The sequence below is a fragment of the Serratia sp. MMO-28 genome (assembly GCF_037199905.1).
Taxonomy (GTDB): domain Bacteria; phylum Pseudomonadota; class Gammaproteobacteria; order Enterobacterales; family Enterobacteriaceae; genus Chania; species Chania oryzae.
The window spans coordinates 275648-299682 of record NZ_JBBCVB010000002.1; the positions used below are offsets into that span (position 1 = coordinate 275648).

The 24035-nt window shown below is 49.6% G+C and carries 22 protein-coding genes and 2 pseudogenes; 12 read left to right on the plus strand and 12 right to left on the minus strand.

What is annotated here, in order from left to right; translation table 11 throughout:
* Window positions 1–12: 12 nt before the first annotated feature.
* The 9 genes from WG891_RS02900 to WG891_RS02940 form a co-directional block, all read right to left on the minus strand.
* Entirely contained in the window at window positions 13–495 is a 483-nt protein-coding gene (locus WG891_RS02900) for a hypothetical protein (RefSeq protein WP_337261411.1), read from the minus strand.
* 63 nt (window positions 496–558) lie between these two features.
* Window positions 559–873, minus strand: a complete 315-nt coding sequence (locus WG891_RS02905) for a DUF5983 family protein (RefSeq protein ID WP_337261410.1) — start codon at window positions 871–873, stop codon at window positions 559–561.
* Window positions 873–1250: a hypothetical protein gene (locus WG891_RS02910; protein WP_337261409.1), complete on the minus strand. Its 378-nt coding sequence runs from the start codon at window positions 1248–1250 to the stop codon at window positions 873–875. The genes WG891_RS02905 and WG891_RS02910 overlap by 1 nt, the downstream gene beginning before the upstream one ends.
* 48 nt (window positions 1251–1298) lie before the next feature.
* Window positions 1299–1787, minus strand: a complete 489-nt coding sequence (gene radC / locus WG891_RS02915; RefSeq protein WP_337261408.1) for a RadC family protein — start codon at window positions 1785–1787, stop codon at window positions 1299–1301.
* A 14-nt stretch (window positions 1788–1801) separates the two neighbouring features.
* Window positions 1802–2260, minus strand: a complete 459-nt coding sequence (locus WG891_RS02920; RefSeq protein ID WP_337261407.1) for an antirestriction protein — start codon at window positions 2258–2260, stop codon at window positions 1802–1804.
* A 112-nt stretch (window positions 2261–2372) separates the two neighbouring features.
* Window positions 2373–2636, minus strand: coding sequence for a hypothetical protein (locus WG891_RS02925; protein WP_337261406.1), 264 nt, complete (start codon window positions 2634–2636; stop codon window positions 2373–2375).
* Window positions 2636–3460, minus strand: a complete 825-nt coding sequence (locus WG891_RS02930; RefSeq protein WP_337261405.1) for a DUF932 domain-containing protein — start codon at window positions 3458–3460, stop codon at window positions 2636–2638. Before WG891_RS02930 ends, WG891_RS02925 begins: the two co-directional genes overlap by 1 nt.
* Window positions 3461–3614: 154 nt before the next feature.
* Entirely contained in the window at window positions 3615–4862 is a 1248-nt protein-coding gene (locus WG891_RS02935; RefSeq protein WP_337261404.1) for a hypothetical protein, read from the minus strand.
* 97 nt (window positions 4863–4959) lie between these two features.
* Window positions 4960–5841 (minus strand): GTPase family protein, encoded by an 882-nt coding sequence (locus WG891_RS02940; RefSeq protein ID WP_337261403.1) that lies wholly within the window; start codon window positions 5839–5841, stop codon window positions 4960–4962.
* Window positions 5842–6579: 738 nt separating this feature from the next.
* On the opposite strand from WG891_RS02940, the gene WG891_RS02945 reads away from it, so the two are divergent.
* The gene (locus WG891_RS02945) at window positions 6580–7008 is read left to right on the plus strand and encodes an IrmA family protein (RefSeq protein ID WP_337265192.1); all 429 of its coding nucleotides are present in this window, start codon (window positions 6580–6582) and stop codon (window positions 7006–7008) included.
* Window positions 7009–7403: 395 nt separating this feature from the next.
* A complete protein-coding gene (locus WG891_RS02950) occupies window positions 7404–9923 on the plus strand; it encodes a hypothetical protein (protein ID WP_337261401.1) in 2520 nt (839 codons plus the stop codon).
* 261 nt (window positions 9924–10184) lie between these two features.
* Here WG891_RS02950 and WG891_RS02955 read toward each other — a convergent pair whose 3' ends face one another.
* On the minus strand, window positions 10185–11036 hold the full coding sequence (locus WG891_RS02955) for a hypothetical protein (protein ID WP_337261400.1): 852 nt from the start codon (window positions 11034–11036) through the stop codon (window positions 10185–10187).
* 662 nt (window positions 11037–11698) lie between these two features.
* Between WG891_RS02955 and WG891_RS02960 the strand changes: the two genes are divergently transcribed.
* From WG891_RS02960 to WG891_RS02985, 6 genes are all read left to right on the plus strand, one after another.
* Window positions 11699–12283, plus strand: coding sequence for a YagK/YfjJ domain-containing protein (locus WG891_RS02960; protein WP_337261591.1), 585 nt, complete (start codon window positions 11699–11701; stop codon window positions 12281–12283).
* A gap of 123 nt (window positions 12284–12406) precedes the next feature.
* A complete protein-coding gene (locus tag WG891_RS02965; RefSeq protein ID WP_337261399.1) occupies window positions 12407–12613 on the plus strand; it encodes a helix-turn-helix transcriptional regulator in 207 nt (68 codons plus the stop codon).
* A gap of 108 nt (window positions 12614–12721) precedes the next feature.
* On the plus strand, window positions 12722–13243 hold the full coding sequence (locus WG891_RS02970; RefSeq protein WP_337261398.1) for a secretoglobin family protein: 522 nt from the start codon (window positions 12722–12724) through the stop codon (window positions 13241–13243).
* A 137-nt stretch (window positions 13244–13380) separates the two neighbouring features.
* Window positions 13381–14007 carry a hypothetical protein gene (locus WG891_RS02975; protein ID WP_337261397.1) on the plus strand — a complete coding sequence of 209 codons (627 nt, stop codon included), beginning with the start codon at window positions 13381–13383 and terminating at the stop codon, window positions 14005–14007.
* The gene (locus tag WG891_RS02980; protein WP_337261396.1) at window positions 13988–14650 is read left to right on the plus strand and encodes a putative zinc ribbon protein; all 663 of its coding nucleotides are present in this window, start codon (window positions 13988–13990) and stop codon (window positions 14648–14650) included. Before WG891_RS02975 ends, WG891_RS02980 begins: the two co-directional genes overlap by 20 nt.
* 171 nt (window positions 14651–14821) lie before the next feature.
* Entirely contained in the window at window positions 14822–15448 is a 627-nt protein-coding gene (locus WG891_RS02985; RefSeq protein ID WP_337261395.1) for a DNA-binding protein, read from the plus strand.
* A gap of 419 nt (window positions 15449–15867) precedes the next feature.
* Here the strand turns inward: WG891_RS02985 and WG891_RS02990 are convergent, their stop codons facing one another.
* Window positions 15868–16239, minus strand: a complete 372-nt coding sequence (locus WG891_RS02990) for a DUF2913 family protein (protein WP_337261394.1) — start codon at window positions 16237–16239, stop codon at window positions 15868–15870.
* Between the two features lie 250 nt (window positions 16240–16489).
* Window positions 16490–17007: pseudogene (locus WG891_RS02995) on the minus strand (Hcp family type VI secretion system effector).
* A 1181-nt stretch (window positions 17008–18188) separates the two neighbouring features.
* On the opposite strand from WG891_RS02995, the pseudogene WG891_RS03005 reads away from it, so the two are divergent.
* The 4 genes and pseudogenes from WG891_RS03005 (at window position 18189) to WG891_RS03020 (ending at window position 23961) form a co-directional block, all read left to right on the plus strand.
* Window positions 18189–18925 (plus strand): annotated as a pseudogene (locus WG891_RS03005) (IS1 family transposase).
* A 53-nt stretch (window positions 18926–18978) separates the two neighbouring features.
* The gene (locus WG891_RS03010) at window positions 18979–19512 is read left to right on the plus strand and encodes a transcription termination/antitermination NusG family protein (protein ID WP_337261393.1); all 534 of its coding nucleotides are present in this window, start codon (window positions 18979–18981) and stop codon (window positions 19510–19512) included.
* Between the two features lie 94 nt (window positions 19513–19606).
* A complete protein-coding gene (locus WG891_RS03015; protein WP_337265193.1) occupies window positions 19607–20788 on the plus strand; it encodes an efflux RND transporter periplasmic adaptor subunit in 1182 nt (393 codons plus the stop codon).
* The gene (locus WG891_RS03020) at window positions 20788–23961 is read left to right on the plus strand and encodes an efflux RND transporter permease subunit (protein WP_337261391.1); all 3174 of its coding nucleotides are present in this window, start codon (window positions 20788–20790) and stop codon (window positions 23959–23961) included. The genes WG891_RS03015 and WG891_RS03020 overlap by 1 nt, the downstream gene beginning before the upstream one ends.
* Window positions 23962–24035: the final 74 nt, after the last annotated feature.

The following is a 24035-nucleotide window of genomic DNA, read 5'->3' on the forward strand; positions in this document are numbered from 1 at the left end:
GCAGAGAGTTCCTTAACACAGCGGTGAAACCGGGAGTTGGCAGTGGTGATTCAGCCAATGTGCCACCTTGCGCCATTGCTTCACGGGGACGTCAGATTCGATCGTCCAGGTATTGGGGCACTGCGTATTGGCCAGCAACAGTGCAGCCATCACAAACCAGTGATAGGGATAGCCCCGAGTATCGCAACGGAGCAGTGCATAGGGTGTTTGCCGTTGGTAGAGGATGAACGGATCGCCTGCCAGGTGCGTAAGTCGCTCACCGTTAAAGCCGAGCATACCCAATCCCATCAGGTTATTGTCGAACTGGTACAGACGGTTGCCTGTGTGTTCACAGATAACCGGTGTGGTGGTTAGTCCCAATGTGTCGGGTTGCCAATGCAGCTTCAGAGATGCGGTGGTGATCGCCTGGCATAAGGCTTGCCAGTCTTGCGATGTCACATTGCCATGTTGCAGAAAATGAAAGACGCCAGGCACAGGTGATGCGCTTGTGTTCATAAGCCAATGTCCTTGTAAAATAGAGGGATAGTGCGAAGGTGGAACGTGGGGTGTAGGCGAGTATTACCAGTCGAAGGTGGTAAGGTCGGGCAGTACCTCACCCAGGGCATCAATATGCAGGTAGCTTAATTGATGGCGTTTCATCAGCGTGGTGACCAGATGGCGGCAGGTTTTAGACAGCCCCAGCCGTTTGAGGCGCAACACCGGGTGACTCCACGCCTCCAGTCGTAACAGGTAGCCGGTGCCGGAAAAAGCAATCCATTCACCGTCGCTGAATGCATCCTGACAATGCGAGATCTGGTAGAGCAGCAAATTGTCGCTTTCAGTGAGATGGGCGGTACTGCATTGCAGGCCGAAGCGTAAAAGCGGCGTTGCCATTATCGGTTTGCCTCCTTTATTACACTCCGTTGCGGATAACGGCGTTGATGATGCGCCAAGACTTTCTCACGCCATTCCGGACTGATGACAGGGGCCATCGCCAGATAGCGCCTGGGACAACTGTAATAACAAGGCTGTACCGACTCATCCATCGCCTTGTAGCCCCAACTCCCACCTGAACCTTGCATCAGGATGCAATGAATGACCGTTTGGGCGACTTTTGCCGGATCTTTGGGGGTACTCTGGACAACCGACCACAGGACATTTCCCCGCAGCGCATGCGCCAGCGTCACGTGTTGATAGTGTTCTGTATCATCGGTTTGGATCAGTGCCGCGATCAGCTCACGGCGAGAGCGGTGTGAGAATAACCAGCCCATCGGGTACTCCTTGTCAATGAGGTTGGGAAACGTTAAAGGAAGTCGTTATCAGCAAGGTAACCAACCACGCTCTGCTAGGGAGAGTGGTTCAGCATCCCCGACGATCAGGTGATCCAGTACACGGATACCCACCAAATCCAGCGCATTCACCAGACGATCTGTCAGTGTGCGATCGGCATTGCTGGGTTCGGCTTCACCTGACGGGTGATTGTGGCTAATGATCACCGCAGCGGCCCGGTGGTGTAATGCCCGGATCACGACTTCACGGGGATAGATGATGGTGGCATTGAAGGTGCCGATCGACAGCGTTTCACTGGCAATCAGCCTATGGCGATTATCTAAAAACAGCACCATAAAGCATTCACGGCTTTGGGGTTGCAGGTGGAGTTTAAGCCAGGCTTTCACCGCATCGGGTGACGTCAGGCTGTAAGGCCGTTGCTTAAGCTGGGTTTCGAGAATGGCCAGGGCCTGGCTGACAATCTGCTGCTGATGGGGGGTGAAGGTGGGTGAAGGTGTCAACAATGGGGTATGCGGCATGAGTAAACCTCGTTTCAGTCAATCAGGGCGAAAATGGCGCGGCTATCAGGATGGTGCAGTGCGTATTCCCGCAGGCGGTAGAAATGGTCGGTCATGGCTTCGCTTTCGGTGCGGCAGGCATGGTGGCTGTAGGCCATCAGGCAGGCGGTGATCCCTGCGGCTTCAGCACTCATTTCGGCACCATTGCCGTTCATGGGGTTGAACAACACCCATTTCTTATCGGTATCGTCGTCAGCTTCTGGAGCCATAAAGGCCCCATCATTATTGAGCGTGTAAAACTCCCAGGAGCCGCCGTGGTAATCCGCACACAGGCGATCCATCCAGCCAAAGACGTGAGCCTCCAGAGTGAGCCATTGCGGTATGCTGCCGAAGTGCTGGGGCCAGAAACGAGAGCGCTGGTTCTCTGGCACGCCAGTGGCGCTCAGCGTTGCTGATTGGGACGGTGGCGCAGACAGTTCAAAATGCATGTTCATGTAAATAGCCTTATTAATGAGATAAATAAGCCAGATGGACTCTGTCGGAAAACCGGCAAAGCCGCCTGGAGGTGATGTCATAAAAGTCAGTGAGTGCTTACAGGGGGATGGCTTACCCACGATCGGGTGGGCGTGGAACAGCGAAGATCAGGCGCAGTTCGGTGCAGGATTGGGCATAGCCATCAGCATTAAAGCTGGCAGGCCAATGCCCTTTTACCTCGACGAATCGACACAGGCTGCGCTCACCGGGTCGATAGCAAAGATGGCCGCACCAGGCGCACAGATCGTCATCGGATATCGATCGACTGCCGGGTGCGTGGTCCAGTGGCACCGGATGGGGTTCGGCCTGCCGGGCGTTGGCCGGGATTGGCCACATCAGGCTACCGCCTGTTTGAGTTGCTCAGCCATTACCCAGAGCGCACGATTTAGCTTGATATCGCTGTCAATGCCATTGACGGCGCGGGTCTGTGCCCGTTTGCCGGTGGCGCTGCGACCGGATAAGCCTCCTTTGCTGAGATTTTCTTGCAGTCTTTGGAATGTTGTCCATAAATCGTCTTTCTTGTCTTCCCAGCGCCGGGGCATTAGGATTTGGCTTTCGGTCACCGGATGGTGCTCTTCGCCGTAACGGTAGGTCAATGCGGCATGCGCCAGCGCATGTTGATGTTCTGGTGCCAGTGTTAATGCCAGCATGCTTTCGCGGCTTTCTTCTATCCGGTCAAATATCCCCAGCACCTCGTAGGCCCCTTCAATCACTTTATCTACAATCTCGGCCCCTTTGTGCGGCACACGAATTTCACCAAAACTCTGACCACAGACCAGCCCGTTCGAGCAGATCTGTCTGTACCAGCCCGGCAGCATCTGGTACGAGCTCGATCCATCGTGGCTATTTAACAGAATAATTTCCTGGACTTCTTTCTGGGTGATTTGTCCCGAACGGCGCAGGCGCACCAGATGTTTGGTGTGCTCACGTTTATCCAAATCCCGCACGCGGGTCTGGCAGGCGAAGAACGGCTCAAAACCTTCTTCGCGCAGTTTATCCAGCAAGGTGATGGTCGGGATGTAGCGATATTTTTCGCTACGGGAAGCATGCTTGTCATCCCCCAATACGCTGGGTACGTACTGGGCCAGTTCATCGACGGTTAACGGGCGGTCACGGCGAACGGAGTTCACCCGACCAAAACGGGAAGCTAAACGGGTCATGTTTATTACCTTTGTTGTCGTGATAAATAAGAGACAGGCCCCACCGGAAAAACCGGAGGAGCCTGTGTAGAGGGGGTTAAAATGTCAGTGGATACTGACTGTGGTAACTGAGTGTGTGCGGGCCGATAACCAGAACCCGATTATCACCTCGTCGTTATTTGAAGCACTCCCATCCGCCTTCGCGGGTGGTGGTACACACATTGGTATAGTCATCGATATTCTTGAAGCCTTGCACGAAGGCGATGAATATCTTCTGGAAACTCTGGTCGCTCGTGTGCGTCTGGTCGTCTGCATCGGTCTCAATCAGCAACGACTCCTCCATCGAGAAGCGTTGGGTCAGGGGGTTATACCGCCAGATAATGACCTCTTCCCCTTTCTTCAGATGTGAGTTCGCATAGGCCTGCTGGGCTTCTGCGGCCTCACGCTCTGCGGACCGCTTCATTTTCAGGTCTGTCTCGGTACTGTTCAGGGTGGCGATTTTCTCTTCACTGTCCTTGATGTGAGCCTGACTGTTGGCTATTTTCGCCTCGGCATCAGTGGTGATGGTCGAAGCTAGGTCATTTTTAACCATATCTAACCAGGCACGTGCGTTTGGCAGCCCTTTCTGATAGAGGAGTTCGCACTCGGCGATATCACTGTCGAGAACCTGGGCCTGCCGGTTATTTTCACGGTATTCGGCCTTATTACGGGCGCACACGTCCATGTAGCGGGCTTTCTGTTCAATCAGCCTTTTTATCACCGGGTTGGCCGGGTCGCTGACGTTCTCCACTGCGCTGAGAAAACTCTCCGCTTGGCGAAGATACTCCAGCGGCCCTTGCGTATCCGCCCGTGAAAACACCCAGGTCATCTCGGGTTCACTGTCAAGCCGCCACGGGAACTCATCAATGAATCGGCCGCTGATGATGCCGAGTATCAGTACCTTGTCTACGGCGCGGGCAATGAGGGCTTCAACATCGGGATTGCGGTTCACGTTGTCGGCCAGAAAGCGCCAGTCCAGCGTCCCTTCCCCCATAAAGTCCTGCAGGTTTTTCAGGCGGGCTTTCTCCGTCTGCACCGTTTGGTGATACTGCTCAAGTTTTTCCTGCCTTTCTGCACGGTAACTGGCCATTTTTTCGTCATGCATGACGGTATAGCGGTTTTTGGCTTCTTTCTCCGAGTAGGCATACTTCTCTTTACCCGGCTTCAGCACGCAGTGGTAGATGACCCTGATGACGTCTTCATCATCCTCATTCGGGCTTTCTTCCCAGGTGGTTTCCTGGCACATCTCGCGGTGATTCAACACCTGACCGTAGGTGTATTGGGCGTTTCGCGGAACCTTGGTGTTCTCCAGCTTGTTGACCAGGTTGTCACCGCACCCTGTCAGCAGGAGAGACAGCAACAGGGGAAAAGTGATTTTTAGCATGATAATGACTTCCTTTGAGGTATGGGTTATTTAATGACAATGGGGTGTATTGCACTTCTGCTGCGGTTCCCCTGAGTTCCCCTTGGGGCAGAGGCTGTCAAAAGAGGAAGCCCCAGACGGCACGGGCGATGGACATCACGGTATTCCTGACGCTGGCGATAAGGGTGCGTACCCCCGTAGGCACGCCAATGGCATCAGCCACGCGGTCAAACACCTCCCCCACACTCTCGCCAAAATCCTGGCGGGCGCGGTCAACCACGGTGGCGGTTTTATAACGGTGTGTTAACTGTCGGGCGACCGCGCTGCTGGCTTGTCTGGGCAGGTGCTGTATCAGTGCCTCGGCCAGTGCAGCCAGGTTGTACCCTTCCTGTACCGATATCGGGATAACGGCGTGGACGGGGGCCAGGCTGTTGGCGACGGCCCGGCACTTTTCCTGCAGGTGGGCCCACTGCGTGGGTGAAGGCTGACGGTGGTGCCGGTCCCATTCCCGGCAAGGGTCGATTTTATCGGCCTGATTGAGGACAAACAGCACGTGGGCCGGGTTGAATCCCCCTCGCCGGATAATGTCCTGATAGCCGGTTTCATCGGCGGTATGGGCACGATCATCGGCTTTCAGTACCCAGAGGATAAAATCCAGTTCAGGCAGCAATTGTTGGTAAAGGGCGTGGTACGCCTCGTCTCGTTCGGTGTTTTCACCGAGTCCCGGCAGGTCGACCAGCGTCAGGGTATGCTGCCCCAGGGTCAAGGTTAGGCGTTGCGGCTCACGCGTACAGCCATTGACTGCACTGACGGCAGACACCTCTCCCCGGAACAGGGCATTGCACAGGGACGATTTCCCCACGCCGGTTTTACCCATGATGCCAATCACCGGCGTGTAGTCGACAAGGTGGCCAATCTGCCGCAGTATCGTGTCAGAGACCGACGCGGGCAGCGTCGCCAGAGACTGGCTGATGGTCTGTAGACCGTGGTGTTTATTCATATCCCTCCCCAAAACAGAAAATAAAACGACGGCGGTGAACGCACCGGTTCGCCGCCGTTGTTGCGGTTGTCATGGGGATAATATCTGTCTGAAATTATTTTCATTCGTACCTGCATCCTGCATTCAACCGCGTCAAGCCGACCCTCAAAGGAGATGAGTCGAGAAGGCCCGAGCCCCGGTCATTTCTTTCCTGTTTTTCACCTGTCGTCGCTATCCATGTTGCCTGTCATAACGGTTCAATGGTAGATTAATGATCGATATAAACGATCGATAAATCAATATCGATCGTTTTATTCTATTATTAAGTTTATTGGCTACACTAGGGAAAAAGAGGAATTGTTCTCATTTCATAACGGGTTACAGACGTTGTGAGGATAAGGACAGATTGTTGAACGCCTGCGTGCTCAAGCTCGTTTCTGCGTGATGCTTGAGGCTTACAGAGGGGGCATATGCCATTTATCGCAGCGATATTTTTAGTCTTGATCGTCATCGTGTTACACAAATCCAAAGTCGGCAGCGTGATTATCATCACCCTCATCAGAATAGTGGCACCGGTGCTGGGGTTTGGCGCAGTGGCGGATTCACCAGTGCGGTGGCAACCCCCTTTGTGGGGATCCCCCTGGGGCTGCTCGCGGGTTACTGGATCATTGTCATGATGTCCAAAGCCAAGCGATGAAAGGAACTTCCCCTCAACGTGTGACATGCTAAAGAGGAAAAAAAGTGACAAGAAAAGCGTTAATGAATACGGCCCTGCTGGTGGGGTTGTCCGCCCTGTCGCTGCCATCCTGGGCGGTGATTGAACTGTGGCACTCCGATACGGTGTGGGCCAATCAGGGGATGTGCGCAGCAACCTTCACCCTGGATGGCGGCGGGAGCGATGGCAGCGGGCGGGGGATTGGTCGTCTGGAGATTGCCGTTGATGTGCTGGATAAATCAGGGAAACGGCTGGACAGCGATACTCTTGAGGTCGAGCCGTTCAGTGACTCGGAAGCCACACGTTATCAGACCGCCCAGCTTATGGGTGAGGACTACTGTAAAGACAACCTGATTATCAACATCACCCGCGTGACCGAGACCGTAAACGGTAAAACGCGGGTACTCCCCCTCAGCGCACTGGGCTCTCGCGACTTCAAGCCCTTTACCGTCAATATTGCGGGAAAAGAGTAGGTAAAAACCTCGCCGTCGCTGCATCGACAATAGGAAGCCGGTGTAGCATAGACAAGGGGGCATAGTTCCCCCTAACTCGTTAGCCATTGCTAAAAAATCGGGATGGTAAAGTTTGTCAGGTTATACAGCCAAAGAGGGAGGGATTTTACTCGTCGGTTGAATGACCTTGAGCCGCAGGCATCTAAGCGTATTTTGTCAGAATTCGCGGTATTGGGCGAACTGACAGCGACGGCCTGCAATGTAGAAAATAACCGACAGTTACTGAGAGTAATACATTACGCTGGCATACGCATACGGAGTCGATAACGGTAACATCATCAAAAATGCGGACGTTCTGGACACTCTTATGATGATGCCATGTTGGGATGGCACAAACAGGGCGAGGATAAAAAATAATGCTACAGATAATTGGTGCATTGATTCTTCTGGTGATAGGGTTTGTTGTTCTTAAAGCGTTGTTTCGGGCATCACTCAATATTCTGGGCGTGGTATTCGCCCTCGGTGCATTGGTCGTGGCAGGCCCGCCGTTATTAGCGGGTTATATTGTCGAACGCGTGACTTTTGCGCTTCATCTGCGTTGGTTGCTGGGTGTTCCACTGGCCATTGCAGGCATGATAATGAGCTTTATGTGGGGGCTTGACGGCAAACACATCGCTTACGACGCACACTCCTTTGATTCAATGAAGTTTATTTTGACTGCTGCGTTTGCAGGAGGCCTGCTGGGGGTGCCCGTGCAAACCAACGCGATCCTGAGAAATGGACTCACTCCCGCCGATATCGCTGACAACCTTAAAGCGTATTATTGCTGTTTTTACACGTCTTATTTTCTTATGGCCTGCTCGGCGGCAACGCCGTTTATTGCGTGGCAATATGATATCTCCTCTTCGCTGATGTGGTGGGCTGGGGTGCTTTACTGGATTGCGGCCTTATTGACGCAGTGCTATGCGGCCAGCCAGATCCAGGAACTGAAAAAGCTGACGGTTACCATCAACGAAGGGTTGAAGAAACAAAAAGCGATCAATAGCCGAAGTTGGCTGTCGGAGTTAAAGAAAGAAAGCCACCTCTCCGCAGAATTAGTCGAGCGTGTTTATCTGACGCTGGTCTCGCAACATATTTTGCGGGGCGAGACACGTGAGCAAGAATTGGCGGGCGATGACTGGTTATTGAATGATGCCTGGTATGAAGGAGAAATGGTGGAATTCAACGCCCGGTTAAACAGCAAGCTAACGCACTCTTCAGATGAGCTAAAAAGCCTCTTCAACAATCGACTGAACCTGCCTGCCCCCGCAAATGATGATCTTCTGAATCGCTATCTCGATGGTGGGCGTTATTATTCATTTTCAGACGGGCGAAAATTTGTCTCGTTCCACTATGTTGATGAACTCTGTACCTGCGCATCATGCGGTTTGAGTGAGATTAAAGGCGTGAAAGGTGCCGAGAGCGGAAATCATGAGTGGTATTGCTCTGATATCTGCCAGGAAACTGAAAAACTTTGTCTGGAAATCCATAAGAGGCCGCAGGCTGAATTTATTTCCAGTGCAGCAACAAACGGTCTGATCCTCATGACTCTCCCAGAGGCCTGGAATACTAACGAAAAAATGTTTGCGGTGGGGGGGCAAGGGCATGGTTTTGCAGCCGAACGGGGAAATCATCTTACTGACAAAGTCCAACTAAAAGATGCGCATATTCTCGGTGACGACAATGCGAAAAATGGTGTAGACAGGCTGGTTAACGGCTCAGAGATTCAGACCAAATACTGTGCAACCGCAGCACGCAGTGTAGGTGCCGGTTTTGACGGGCAAAATGGCCATTATCGTTACTACGACCGTCACGGCGCACCGATGCAACTGGAAGTGCCAAAAGACCAGTACGCCAAAGCGCTTGAGACTATGGAGAACAAAATTCGTGATGGCAAAGTGCCCGGTGTTAACGATCCTGCCGAAGCAGAAAAACTGGTGCGGCAAGGTCATCTTACCTACGCCCAGGCGCAGAATATCACTAAATTTGGCACCTTCGAATCTATCACTTACGATATTGCGGAAGGGTCTATCATCAGCCTCGCCGCAGGCGGGATCAGTTTCGGCCTGACGGCGTCCATTTTCTATCTTAATACCGGCGATCGTAAGGCTGCGTTGCACACCGCAGTGATACAAGCTGGGAAAACCTTTACTCGTACGCTGGCAGTTTATGTCACGGTTCAGCAATTGCACCGCATCAGTGCCGTTCAGGGAATGCTTAAAAATATTGATTTCGCAGCGGCCAGCCCGACGGTACGTAATGCGCTTCAACGGGGTGTCGGCGCCAATAATCTCAACTCTCTGAATAAGATGATGCGTGGCACACTGGTGACCTCGTTCGCGTTGGTTGCAGTGACCACGGGGCCGGATATGATCAAAATGGTACGTGGTCGTATTTCAGGTGCTCAGTTTATCAAAAACCTGGCGGTGGCCTCTTCTGGCGTTGCAGGGGGAGCCATTGGCTCTATCGCTGGTGGTGTGATGCTTAGTCCACTGGGGCCGCTTGGCGCTTTAGCTGGACGTGCAGCAGGTGGTTTATTGGGGGGCATGATTACGGCAACTATTTCCAGAAAAATTGCGGGCGCACTGGTTGAAGACGATCGGGTCAAGGTGTTGACGTTAATTCAGGAGCAGGTGACATGGCTTGCGACAAGTTTCCTGCTTACAGAAAATGAGTTGGAAAACCTTAACGCAAATCTGGCAAGTGTACTCACCCCCAAAACGCTGGAGATCATCTTTGCCGCTAATCAACAGGGTCGTGCTGCAGCCAATATGTTGATCAAGCCGCTTGTGGTCAGTGTGGTTAAACAACGACCTGTTTTGACCTACGGGCAAGCACAGATCAGCGAGATGGTTGATCATATGGAGGCGGCTTCTCGGGTTTCAGTTGCGGCATAACGAAAGTGACATTGTGAACTCACACCGACGTAGATAACCCGTTCTGCATGACAGAGTACCGGTTTAGTCTGGGAACGGGGACGTGCCAGGATCATCTGCTGTTCTTTCGTTTTACCGTAGCCGCTTTTCCAGTAATTTTGGCGGACGTGAACTGGGCGCTGACGGACAATGTGAGTCAGGCTCCCTTCCTCTGGATGCACAGAGTGCACATACCGTGGATGCCATTATGCTGCTATATCTGACATCCCGAGGCTCTTTTGCTTATTGCTCTGGTGTGATGGTTAGAGCGTTTCCGGGAGTTACCAGGATCAGTTTGCTTCGCGTGACCTCTTCAATGATTTTTTTGCTCACTGTCTTTTTCTTGACACCGATGATGAGCACTTTATTGTGATAAACATAAATTGGCAGCCAATGTGCATAAGAAACAGGCAACTTACCCTGACCATTACGTATAAAATTCCTGAGTGGATTCTCATATAAATCAGCGAGATCAATCATTCGGATGGAGTGGTAGTCAAAGTAATCATGTGCGCTGTCATTGATGTTTTCAGTAACGTCAACCAATGTGACGGCGTAGAGAAGATTAAAGACAGGAGCGCCGTTACCACTCTGACGTTCTTGATATGCCAGCCTGACGGCAAGGACTTTGATGTTATCGTCCTTTCTTACCTTTTTGAGTATGCTTGGCAGCGCACTGCCTTTGGGTACTTTTTTGTACTGGCCACGGTACATCCCCGCAAGCCTGTCTTGAAGTAACATCCGTTCGGTGCCCTCGTCACTGAGTGGTTCTCCGATGAAATCAACAAGGACCCAGTTGTAACCTGGAAATAAATACCGCTCAAACTTGCGCATATACAACGAGCGATGCCATTTTGCATACAGAATTTCTGGCGCTCTGGCCACGTTGCGCCCCTGGTTCAGCACATCTTCTTTTTCCATTGGGGTCAGCGCATTAAACTCCAGGAAGAAAGCGATCGCATCACAGACCACACTGGATTTTGATTTCTTGCCACGCAGTTGTTGCATGTGAACCCTGAGAGCATCATCCAGTTCTTTGCGTATGCTCACCGACAGACGACGCTGGTCGCCTTTAGGTTTATCTCTCTTCTCCATCAAAATGTTCCTGTCATTGGTGTTGCCAAGAAATCATTGGGTACATTCGCTGGTTTACTTTGGGTTAAAAATACGCAATAGCGTCGATTTCATACTTTTTACGTACCCACTTTGAACAACGTCATCTCCCCCTTTCTACTCGCCCAATCGTGATATTGCCAGGCACCTCATTGTGGGGTCTTCCCCCTTCTTTTTAAAGTTAATAACTTTACATTAAAAAATCTATATATCAATAGCTTTACCTGTTATTTCTAATTGGGATCGGTTTCCCTATCCGCCCCCCCGTCACTGTTGTTTACCTCCTCCCGATCTTGGCCCCGGCAGTCACGAATAAGACGGTAGTGGAGGATGAAAGTGCGAGTTGATCCACGGCATTTGAACATTTGGGTTTTTAGTATAATTAAGGGGAACCTATCATGTTCAACTTGCAGTATTCAGCCTGTTCAGTGATTAACCTGCGGCGTCCAGACGCAAGATTCAGATCTGCTCCTCTCTCCCCAGACGTAAGATCACACCTCTCCGCAGAAGAATAAGTCAAAGCGTCTACGCCTCGAACCTGCATGTTTTCCGATCCGATGCACCTCAACGTCAGTGCCAGCGATCCGTTAACTAAAAAAAACATGTTGTCCCCTTCCTTTGTACAAACGACAGAGGATAACCCCATGCACATTCCCTACCCCTTCAACCCCGGCTACACAATGAACTGGTTTCTGCTCTCCCTGATTAACCACCACCTGGATCAACTCTTGGCACGCTACGCACGCTTGCAGGTGCTGAGAGTCGATCTGTTCTACAAAACAGGCTCATGGCGTTTTAGCAACCATTCCTGGCACGATACACAACGAGAAGTCCGTGAACTGGTGGAAAAGGTCATGTTGCCATCAGACACCGTCGGTTACTTCTGGGTACTGGAAGCAACGCGTAAGCACGGGTGCCATGCGCATATCGTGTTTTACCTGAATGGTCACACCAACCAGGCAACGTACCCTGTTGCTGAACGCGTGTGCGCGGTCTGGCAGGACATCACTGAGCATCAAGGTTATTACAATCGGTGTGAGTACAAACCCTCTTATGTCGCAGCTATCGATATCGGTGAACCCGTTAATTATAACGACGAAGCGGGGGTCAACGGACTGCGTTACATCATCAGCTATCTAGCCAAGGAGGAACAAAAGAGCGGTCAGTACATTTGGGGGTATAACGACGTCCCTCAACCAAGTGGTCTGGGCAGACCCCGCCGTCAATAGCGGTTCGGCCTGCACTTATTTTTTACACCTTCCCCGGTTGGTATGGCGGAGTCAGCAGGGTAAGCACCTAATAGCCTACCTGCCCGACTCCGGTTTCCCTTTGACCAACCGGAGAGCACCACCATGACCGAATTACCCGACCTGACCCACGACCGCCTGGTGACGATGACCTTCATCACCGAATTCACGGGGCTGAGTGACAAATGGTTTTATAAACTCATCAGCGAAGGCGCGTTCCCCAAACCGATCAAACTCGGGCGTAGCTCCCGGTGGCTGCACAGCGAGGTGCAAGCCTGGCTACAAGCCCGCATAGACGCGTCCCGCCAGTAAGCCTACCGACCCAGTCAACCCCTTTCAGGCCGTATTTTAGCTGTCCGCTCAAAGCGGAGGGGGGCGGCTACCTGACATCTGACATTCAACATCCGAGGATAACCCAACATGCAAAACACATCCCCCTTGCTCCAACATTATCAGGCCTGGCTGGGTGACTTCACCCGCGTCAGCCTTTGGCACGGTTTGTGTCAGCAGGAGCTCAAACAATGGCACCGGTTGGCGCTGACGTCCTGTCCTGAGGGCTCCGTTATCGTCATTCCGCAGTGCCTGCTTCAGATAACGCACTCACCTGGCGTAGAAGCCTGTGCCATTGCCCCTAAAATCACCAAACAGACCGACTGGTCCCTGCTGCCTGGTGTGCTGCTCAGCGAATGCTATCGTCTGGAGCGAGGCACGCTGGCAGAGCAGCTACAGATGTTGTTCAGGTTGCATTCACCGGCTATTCGGCAGGCCCTGACACTGCTGTGCTGGTGTGAGCTGGTCGTGGGGCTGGAGATGAGCGAATGGACGACGTTGCACTTGTTGTCCCCTGACGCGCTGGCGCAATGGCTGGCGGTGAAACAGAAAGCCTACAGGGGCCTGACGACGCTGACTGAACGTTATGGCCGTGCTGCCCGGCCACTCTGAGCCTGTTTCGTACAGCGAGTTAGCCACTACCGTTCTTTGTCGCCTCACACCACACAACCCCATCAGACAGCCAGAATCACTGCTCGAGCCCTTCGGCGGCGTCCGGCTGTCTGCCAATCCCCTCTGGACTTATTAGTATGAGTAAAATGAGCCGTCATGACGACCTGCTGGGGTACTACCAGACCTGGTTGACCAATCTCACCCAACTCCTGGTTCGCCAAGGCATGTGCGATCCGCAGATTTACACCTACCATCGCCTGGTGGTGTCCAGCCTGCGCTTTCCCGACCGTGCCGAGGTGGCCATTGTCCCCGAATTTCTTTACCGGCTGGTTCTCCCCAGCGAGCTTCTGGTCGATGACCGGGCGTGCAGTCTGGAGATGGACCGGTATTCGCTGCTGCACCACCCGATGCTGGAGGGGGTCTTGCTCAGTGAATGCCTGCGCCTCAAGCAACCTTCACTGGCGAACCGGCTCGGCTCGCTGTTTCGTCACTTCGGTGGCAGTGAAATCAAACACAAGCTGGTGATGCTGAGTTGGTACGACCTGCTGGTCGGCTACCCACCACTCGACGGGATAGAGACGCTGAAATTCAACGCGTCTTCCGAGCTCGACGACTGGGTCAACCAGCGGCAGGCAGAGAACAACGCGCTGACGTTCATGATGGATGAATACGTTTTGTCAAACTGCCACTGTTGCCTAAAGCCGTCTCACGGTGGCATCAGCGCCCCACACCAAAGCAGGCTGAATGAGCCACCGCCTGTATAAACGCCGCCACGCCACTGCGTTATCGTCGTTAACCCGCCCGTTGCCTCACACCGCTTTGCTCATCTCCGGGGCCGAAAAGCCGACGGGCTTTGTGGCCATTACTACACCGACTATCACGGAGAACGCTGCCCAACCGGCGAGCACAGTGCCGACGTTCTGGCTGATTGAACACTGTGGCGATCCTCTCCCTACCAGGAGCAACACAATGCAATTTAAAAAACTGCGCGAGGCTTGCACTCGCAGCGGGGAACGGGTCCAGGCAGACGCGTTCCCCCCCGGTGACACGACCCCCTGTTACTGTGACGATTGCCACAGCCGGTTGGTGTTGTGTGTTACGCACACCGAGGGGCGATACTTTGAACATGATCTGGAGCAGGCAGACAGTGAGGCGGCTCAGGGGTGTTGCCACCGTTTGACCCGGAGCGAGCCCCCGGCATCCCCCAACGTTAAGTCTGCATTCGCACTCACGTTGGGCCGCCCAACGCCCACAGATTACTTTTGTGTGCTGTGCGACAAGGCATATGTCGGGCTGAAAACCTGCCCCGATTGCAAGGGCTATATCTACACTACCGAAGTCAGCTTGCGAGATTGCAGTGGGGGGACTGCTGCAATGAATACGGCAGTACCGCTGAACAAAAAATGACGTTATTAGAGGATGTCGGCGAACTGGATACCCGTGTCATGGAGCCATTACCACAACCGCGGATTGATGCGGTTAGCGTGGCCATCGGTCGTGACCTTCTTTAGAAGAACAGCTTCCTTTGCGCATAACCCGTTGATAAAGTCATTGATGGGTAGGCGAAGGAAAACCAGCATGGTCGAACGTATTGATTACCACCTTGAAAAATACCACTTCGCGGAAATCAGTGAAACGCCGCGTCTTACACGTCAATGGGCTGAGGTCATTGAAGAGTGCCGTCAGGTTCGGGCAGGAAGTGCCGAGCGTCTGCATATCGCCTTGCTGAATGTGGATTATGTCACCAGCTTTGAACTGCCTTTTCGCTTGCTGCTGGTGCGTGCCCCGCAACTGATTGCCGGGCTGCGTGAAGAACTGCCACTCAGTCAGAAAAATGTTGTATTTAACGGTAAGCGTTTTGGCTGTGTCTACAGCGTGAAGTCTGATTTGAGTCAGGTACCGGATGAGTTTCACTACCGTCTGTCAACCCGCATTCGCCGGGAAGGGGGGGCAGGCGAGACTGCTACGCCTTCCCGGGAGATTGCCAGGGAAATAAAAATGCCCCGCGAACGGCTTAAGCACGCGTTGGAGAATGGACTGGCGGTGACGGCGCTGGATGGTCTGTTCTGGTTTGGTATGCAGCGGATCGCGGCCGACGTGGCGGTGCTCAGAAAAAAGGGGATGCGTATTGCGACCTCAGAGATACAAGTCTGGGACAGTCACACTGGAACCCTCCGCTCCATGCCGGTATACCGCTGCGCCTGATGCGTAGATTGCTACCGTTGTCGTCTTTCCATTGTATACTTTTTTCGACCCTACAGTCATTGATGAAAGCAGGCATTGATTTTCAATGCTCTGGTTGCGTGCCAAGGGTTCTCGCGAAGAAATTGGCAACTTTAGTTCACGGTGAGCAACGATCTTTGAACGTGAGTTATTCTCAGTACAAAGATCCAGCACCCTCAATCACTGGCAAGCGCTATGGTACCGGCAACAGAGTTAATACTGCCAGACTGTCAAGGTCAGGAAGGGAAGATGGCACTGTGCTAAGAGAGCAGGTACACCCTCAACATCCCCAGCAAAACGTAATGCCATAGGTGTCAGCAATTTTCCCGTCTCATATAGCTGCTTTCCAGTAACGCTTTGGCGGCGTATATCGTATTAGGGGAGGTAGAGAAACTGTCTCGCTACTCTTTTTGCGATACCAATTCGTTACGCCAGCCCATGGCCTTCAGAGTTTCAAGGAAATAGGTCAGCCTGAATAAATCACTTTGCTGCGCCAACATGCCGCGGGTGGAGCGATACAGGTAGTCCAGCTTGTGGGGCAGTTTTGCCGCAAACCCGTACTTTTTGCCTTGTTGCAATAACCAGGCGATGTCCGAGGCCACACATTTCGGGAACCGCTTCTGCTTCTGGGCGGTGGTCAGCCACTGCATCAGAAACAGGTGCTGTTGCAGGCCAGACAACGCACGCCCTTCCTGCTGGGCCAGGCGAAGTGCGACCAGCCCACACCAGGCAAAGCGGGCCAGTTCGGGTAACGTTCTCTGAATGCAACTCAACACTCCGCAATGGCGAAAAAGGGACGGAAATCCCGTCTGTTTGTTCGCTATCGCCACAGCCTGACGCCGTGCGATTTTTTACACATATGCACAATAAAATGCAATGCGTGATCAGGAATTGAACGCTGAGAAGAGGATGAGCACGATGTTGTCACCCTGTGGGGAGAAATACGGAGAATCTAACGTGCCGAGACGCTGTAGGCAGCAGCCAATACCTCACTTCATTACTGGCTGTTGAGTCAACATCGTCTTACGCTTCGATCGGGGCACGCAAGTCATCAGTACCTGAAGTGCCCGCCGTGGTATGTTCCCATGTGACCTTGTGGTAGGCCAGTGAAACACGCACCAACTGAGTAAACTCGGCTTTGGCCGGATCCTGACAATGCGGCATCTTACAGTCGATATCGATAATGGTAGCATCTTCCAGTTTGGTGGTAAAGATGTGCTCTTGTTTACCTTCAATCGATGTACGGTACCATTTCAATTCAACCGTTTGCAGCATTTCCCCAGAGGCTAACGCGTTATACATCAAAGGGACTGCCTTGTTATACGCTACGGTGAAACGGAATGGCTTGTGTGCACGTTGACCGGAAGGCTGACCTGACTGAGGGTCAGTCGGCACGGTAACGATATGTTCAAATTCCTGGACCAACATCTGATCTTTGTGGCCTTGAACAAAGATGTTACCGACCGATTCGGCGGTGAACGCCCCCGCGATAATATTACCCTGCGCCCCCCCGTAATGGCGATATAAGCTGGAGTTGGTATCTTAAATATTCTTGATAATTTGCTTTATATTGACGCTGATCCAGTCAATTACACTGTAAATAGTGAAATTTCCAGAATTTTACTCGATCTACGACTGCGCTTTACTGATGTTACGATGAAAAGCTCTTTTGGGAGTACAAGCTATCGGTGAAACTTGAGGTTTCATTTGAAAAATTAATAAAATTAAAAATTATAATATTTTAGTAATTTGTGAATTATGTCGAGCTATCCATATGTTAATTAAATGTTAAAATAAAAACCAATAGATTTAAATTATGATTTTTTTTCATATGTGCTTGTTTTTTAATGTTAAATAATATTCAAATGAAATTATTTTTGTGAGCATTTTATGGGGGGCACATAAGTCCAAGAGATGTCTTGTATGTGATTGTAAAAAAATGTTTATTGACTTTTGCCTTTAAGATCGTGGATGATTGTTTAAGTAAAGCAATTCTAATATAAGGATTTTCCCGCTTAAAGATTGCAGATATTGACTGGTTTTTTATCATTGCGCAGTTTCTTATGTTGGCTACAAGGAACAAAGAAGTTATGGCCTGAGTAGTGACGGATATCCACTAGGACTTTAAGTCTACTGTTCAGGGTATCTGGAGGGGAGCGTTCGCTTTATCTAAAAATGAACACATTGGCTGGCATCACTTACAGTGCCTAAAGGGATGAGTTATGAGTAAAAATAGTGCCAAGCCTAAAGAAAGGATAACATGAGTATATTCATACCTAATATAGGTTATAAAACGGCTGAAATTGAGTTGTCATTAAACTTGCTGGCAGTTGGCGATTTTAAAGGTATCAGTGAAGATAAACCAACTGAGGAACGTTAGGCTGTTTCTGTCAGTAAGAATAACTTCAACGCGATAAGGAACGAAGCCAATATCAACCTGACATTCAGTTTGCCAAATCGCCTGGAAGGTAAAGTCTAGGCAGACATATATGAAAAGAAAGTGTTAATTTATTGAAGTTAAAAGAATGTTATAGTTTAATTCGAGTACATCAAAGATCTACTATATTACAAAATTCATTGATTTAAAATAATATCTGCTTTGTCACGGTATAGGGCGGGCTTTTCTCAAAAGGATGGCGTTGTTGAATAAATCACTTTTGTTGGTCAAGTATTCAAAGTGTTGATTGTGTTGTGAGATAACCCTTTTGACAGAGTGTATTGAATGGCAAAAGTTGATGTGAAGTGCCCATTTTGTGAACAGACTGAATCCGTTAAAAACACGGTCTGGGAAAAGCTGGTCATCAGCGTTATCAGTGCCAAATGTGCTGCCGAACTTTCCAGTTCGATTACGCTTATCGCGCCTGTCACGCAGGTATGAAAGAGCAACTCGTTGACCTTGCTATGAACAACTCAGGTATCCGCGATACCGCACGGGCGTTGCGTATCAGTATCAATGCTGTTGTGCGCACCTTAAAAAACTCTCGCCGCGATGTGTAAGTAACTACGCTGCCACGGTCATAAATCTTGGCGTTGACATTGGACAAGCTGCAAATCCAGCTCATCTGCGAAGTTGATGAAGTGTGGTCATTTGTAGGCAACAAGAAGCAGCAGCGCTGGTTATGGTATGCATGGGAACCCCGTTTCAAACGTATTGCTGCCCATGCTTTTGGTCGCCGAAGCGAAAAAACTTTCCGTAAGTTATTGAAGTTGTGTGTGGGTTTTAAGGTTGCCTTCTGGTGCACAGATAACTTCGGCGCTTACGACATGCTACCGAATGAAAAGCACATCACAGGTAAGCTTTATACATAACGAATTGAGCGTGAAAATCTGAATCTTCGCAACCGATTAAAACGGCTAAATCGCAAGACTCTCGGATACTCAAAATCAGTAGAAATGCATGACAACATTATTGGTACATTCATCGAGCGTGAGTATTCAATGACCAAATCTATATGTTGAATACATGACCCGGAAATCCAATTTATTCAACAAAACCCAAAAGGAGATGAGTTATGAAAAATTGGTACCTACTCTATTGTCAAATCCAACGTTTTGAACGTGTAGTCCAAAAAATTTCAAGCTTAGATATCGAGTGTTATTACCCATTAGAAACACGAATTACCCCGCGTAAAAATAGAACATCTCCCAATGTCAGACAGAAAGCCCTATTCGCCGGTTATTTGTTTGTTCACATCGACCCGGAGATTGTTCACCCTACAGAACTAACTAATATTCCGGGCGCCCATTATTTTGTCAGATTTGGTGGGAAACCCTGTGTTATAAAAACGGAAATTATTGAAACACTAAAATGTGTGCGATTGTTGCGTTTAAATTCGCAAGATGGGGAGGTAGAGTATATGAACTTACCCCCAGCGCTGCTTATAGTAATTCAGAAAATCTATGGACTCCCTACGCTAGAGAGAAATATTGAATTCATGCGGTTACTTGAACACCCCGACACTTTGTCTGAGCTATTGGTTGACCATTCCCGTGTTCACAGTTCACTTGCTCATGATTCGCCCACACACATCAATGCGACAGCGTAGAACAAGCCAAGCGTTTTAGCCTATTTACTTCAGATGAACACCCATTCATTTTCACTTTATTTTAACACCGTTCAACAAGGGTAAGAATAATATTATGCGATGCCCTATATATGCTCGTTTTCCCGTGGCCGCAATTCTAGTATTTTCCGTAACGCTGTTGGGATGCAAAGAACAAAAAGTTGCATCTGCAAGTGCGCCACCACCTGCAGATGTTAATGTTGCCACAGTAGTCGCGAAACGCATAAAACAATGGGATGAATTTAATGGTCTCATTGGTGCTGTAGAATCCGTTGAAATCAGACCTCGTGTAACTGGTCATATAGAACGCATTACCTTTACTGAAGGGGACGAAGTCAAGCGGGGAGATTTACTGTTTGTTATCGACCAACGATCTCACCAAGCTGCTTTAGATAGCGCACAAGCGCAACTAGAAAGAGCTAATGCAGCTTCTACATTAGCCAAAATACAAGATCAGCGTACTAAAGCCTTGCTTAGTACATCAGCAATCTCTAGAAATGACGCCGATATCGGCCATGCAGGCTATATTCAAAGTCAAGCTGATGCCCGTGCGGCAGAAGCAATGGTCATCAATGCCAAGCTAAATGTGCAATATACTGAAGTACGCGCACCTGTCAGTGGTCGTGTGGGTCGCGCTTTACTTACTTTAGGCAACCTCGCGGTAAGCGACCAAACCCTATTAACTACTGTGGTATCCCAAGATCCCGTCTATGTTCACTTTAATCTAGATGAACACAGCTACTTGCGGTATTGCACGCAGGCCCACCAAGCTCAAAGCTCACAACCTGACGGGCTGGTCCGCGTTGGGTTAGCGAATGAACAAGGTTATCCACATAGCGGAGAGGTTGATTTCGTTGATAATAAAATGGATCCCGGCACCGGAACAATTCAAGTTCGTGCAATATTAAGGAATCCAGAACGTCTCTTCACACCGGGCTTATATGCGCGGGTACAATTTTCTGATAACCACGAATATCAAGCCTTATTAATTGATGATAAAGCCATTATGACCGACCAAGAACGCCGCTATGTCTTCGTGTTAACAGAAGGCAACATCGCGCTTCGTAAAGACATCGTTATTGGGCGTATGCATGAAGGGTTGCGTGTTATCGAATCAGGTCTGGACACAGGGGATGTGGTTATTATTAGCGGGTTACAGCGCATATTCTATCCAGGTGCACCTGTCAACCCAACTATGGTCGCGATGAATGGTTCTCCACTACTCACTCCAATCACCACTACACAAGGAGCGTTGTAATGGAGTTAGTAAAATTTTTTATTAATAGGCCAATCTTTGCAATCGTTTTATCGATTTTCGTTTTCGTGTTAGGGCTGATATCCCTTTCGAAATTGCCTGTAAGTGAATATCCGGAGGTCATTCCACCCAGTGTTGTGGTGCAAGCTACTTTTCCCGGCGCTAACCCGAAAGAAATAGCCACCTCTGTAGCCCTTCCATTAGAGGAGGCTATTAATGGCGTAGAGGACAGTACTTATATGAAGTCGATCGCAAGTTCAGATGGCAATCTGCGCCTTGTGGTCACTTTCAAACAGGGAGTTGACCCCGATGCTGCGGCGGTGCGTGTACAAAACAGAGTCAGCCAAGCCTTACCAAGATTGCCCGAAAGCGTGCGGCAATATGGTGTAACGACGCAAAAGCAACCTGCCACACCACTAATGTTTCTATCATTACGCTCTCAGGATCCAGGCTACAACCCCACTTACCTGCGTAACTACATAAAACTGCACATAAAAGATGAACTGGCGCGTATAGAAGGGATCAGTTCTGTACATGCGTACGGTGCAGGTGATTACGCAATGCGAATATGGTTGCAACCAGACAAATTAGCTACTCTAGGCCTGACATCAAGTGATGTAATCAGCGCAGTACGTGAGCAAAACATACAAGTTTCAGCAGGTCAGTTGGGTTCAGAACCATCACCTATTGCAGCTGATTTCCTGATCTCAATCAATGTGGATGGTCGGCTTAAGGATGAGCAGGAGTTCAAGGATATTATTCTGAAAGAGGGAGACAATCAACAAATTGTCCGTCTAGGAGATGTGGCACGCATTGAACTAGGTGCGGATGATTACAGCATGCGTACTTCTGTGAATGGTAGTGATGTGGTATTTATGGGGGTTTTTCTTACTCCAGAAGCAAATACCTTAGATACTGCGAGCGCAGTATATGCCAAAATGGATGAGCTCTCAGCTAATTTTCCTAGCGGCGTATCCTACCGAGCTGAGTGGGATCCCACTAGTTTTATTCGTGACTCTATAAAAGCGGTACAACATACCCTCATTGAGGCTGTTGTGTTGGTTGTTCTCGTTGTTATCCTCTTTTTACAAACATGGCGTGCTTCTATTATACCTCTGCTCGCCGTGCCAGTGTCTATTGTTGGTACTTTTACTTTCCTATATCTATTTGGTTACTCGATCAATACGTTAACTCTATTTGGCATGGTACTGGCGATTGGCATAGTCGTGGACGATGCAATCGTCGTTGTGGAAAGTGTCAAACGTCATATCGAAAATGGCTTGGAGCCGCTAGAGGCCTCTCATCAGGCCATGCGTGAAGTATCAGGTCCAATTGTCGCTATTGCATTGGTACTTTGCGCAGTATTTGTCCCAATGGCATTTCTCAGCGGTGTTGCGGGGCAATTTTATAAGCAATTCGCAGTTACTATTGCGATCTCAACGGTTATCTCCGCAGTTAATTCACTAACCATGTCGCCTGCATTAGCTGCAATATTATTAAAAAAACATGCGGCACCGAAGGATGTCTTAGAGCGTGGTGTTAGTCGCGCCTTTAGTTGGATTTTTCGTCCTTTTAACCGCTTCTTTAAACAGAATTCGGAAAGATATAAAAGGGGGGTAGCAGCCTGTTTAAACCGACGCGGTTCCATTTTTTCTGTTTACTTACTACTATTAGTAGTGACAGGATTACTCTTTCATACTATACCAAGCGGTTTTATTCCTACTCAGGATAAACTGTACCTCTTCTCTGGAGCACAATTACCTGCGGGAGCATCGTTGAACCGTACAGATGCAATAGAAGCTCAAATGGCTGAGATCGCTCGGGGTGTTGAAGGCGTTGAAAGAGTGGCTTCTTTAATTGGCTTGAATGCTTTACAGTTTGTTACGACTCCCAATTTTTTTTCTTCCTACATAATTCTCAAACCATTTGACCAGCGTACTCGGAGTGCAGCTGAAATTAATGCGGAACTAAGTCAGAAGCTAAGTACGATAAAAGATGGGTTCGCTTATTCTTTAATGCCGCCTCCTATTCAAGGATTAGGTAATGGTTCTGGTTATTCTCTTTACTTGGAAGATCGCGGTAATTTGGGTTATGCCGTGCTACAACAGGCAATGAATGCTTTTCAATATGCAGTGGCGACAACTCCCGGTATGGTTTATCCCGTCAGCGCATATCAATCTAATATTCCACAACTTGAAGTTCAGGTGGATCGTGTGAAAGTGAAAGCCCAAGGCGTTAAGCTAACAGACTTGTTTGACACGCTGCAAACCTACCTTGGTTCTGTATACATCAATGATTTTAATATATATGGCCGTGTTTATCGCGTGATGGCCCAGGCTGACGCGGATTATCGTCAACAGATAGAAAATATTGGCAAGCTGCATACGCGTAATGCAAATGGTGAGATGGTACCTATCGGTTCAATGATAACGGTTGTACAAAGCTACGGACCCGATCCTGTCATTCGTTATAACGGTTATCCGGCAGCTGATTTAATAGGAGATGCTGATCCGCGTGTACTTTCCTCTTCCGAGGTGATCGTTAAACTAAAACAGATCGCTGAACAGGTCTTACCGCCTGGTATTACACTTGAATGGACAGACCTGAGTTATGAACAAGTTCATCAGAAGAATGGCACTCTGATAGTATTTCCTATAGCTATACTATTGGCCTTTTTCGTCTTGGCCGCGCTGTATGAAAGCTGGACATTACCTTTTGCAGTACTGCTTATCGTACCTATGAGTATGTTTGCCGCGCTATCAGGGGTTTGGTTAACAGGTGGGGACAATAATATTTTTGTCCAAGTTGGCTTAGTGGTGCTGATGGGGCTTGCGACGAAAAACGCTATTTTAATAGTAGAGTTTGCACGAGAGCTGGAAATGCAAGGTAAACAACTGATTGATGCCATATTGGAAGCATGCTACCTGCGTTTGCGTCCCATCGTGATGACATCTATTGCTTTTATCATGGGTTCACTGCCACTGCTTTTCAGTAGCGGAGCTGGCAGTGAAGTTCGTTTTATAACAGGGGTGGCAGTGGTATTCGGTATGCTGGGTGTGACGCTATTCGGCCTGTTTTTGACGCCAGTTTTTTATGTCGCTATACGTAAAATCGTAAGTAGAAAGCAATCAACACCGCAAGTTTATATCAACACAAATGAACACCATATTGAATAATCTCCTTGTCAGGTCAATATATAGCTATAGCGGCTCAATCATTGGAGAGAACATAATATATTGAAAAAATTCAC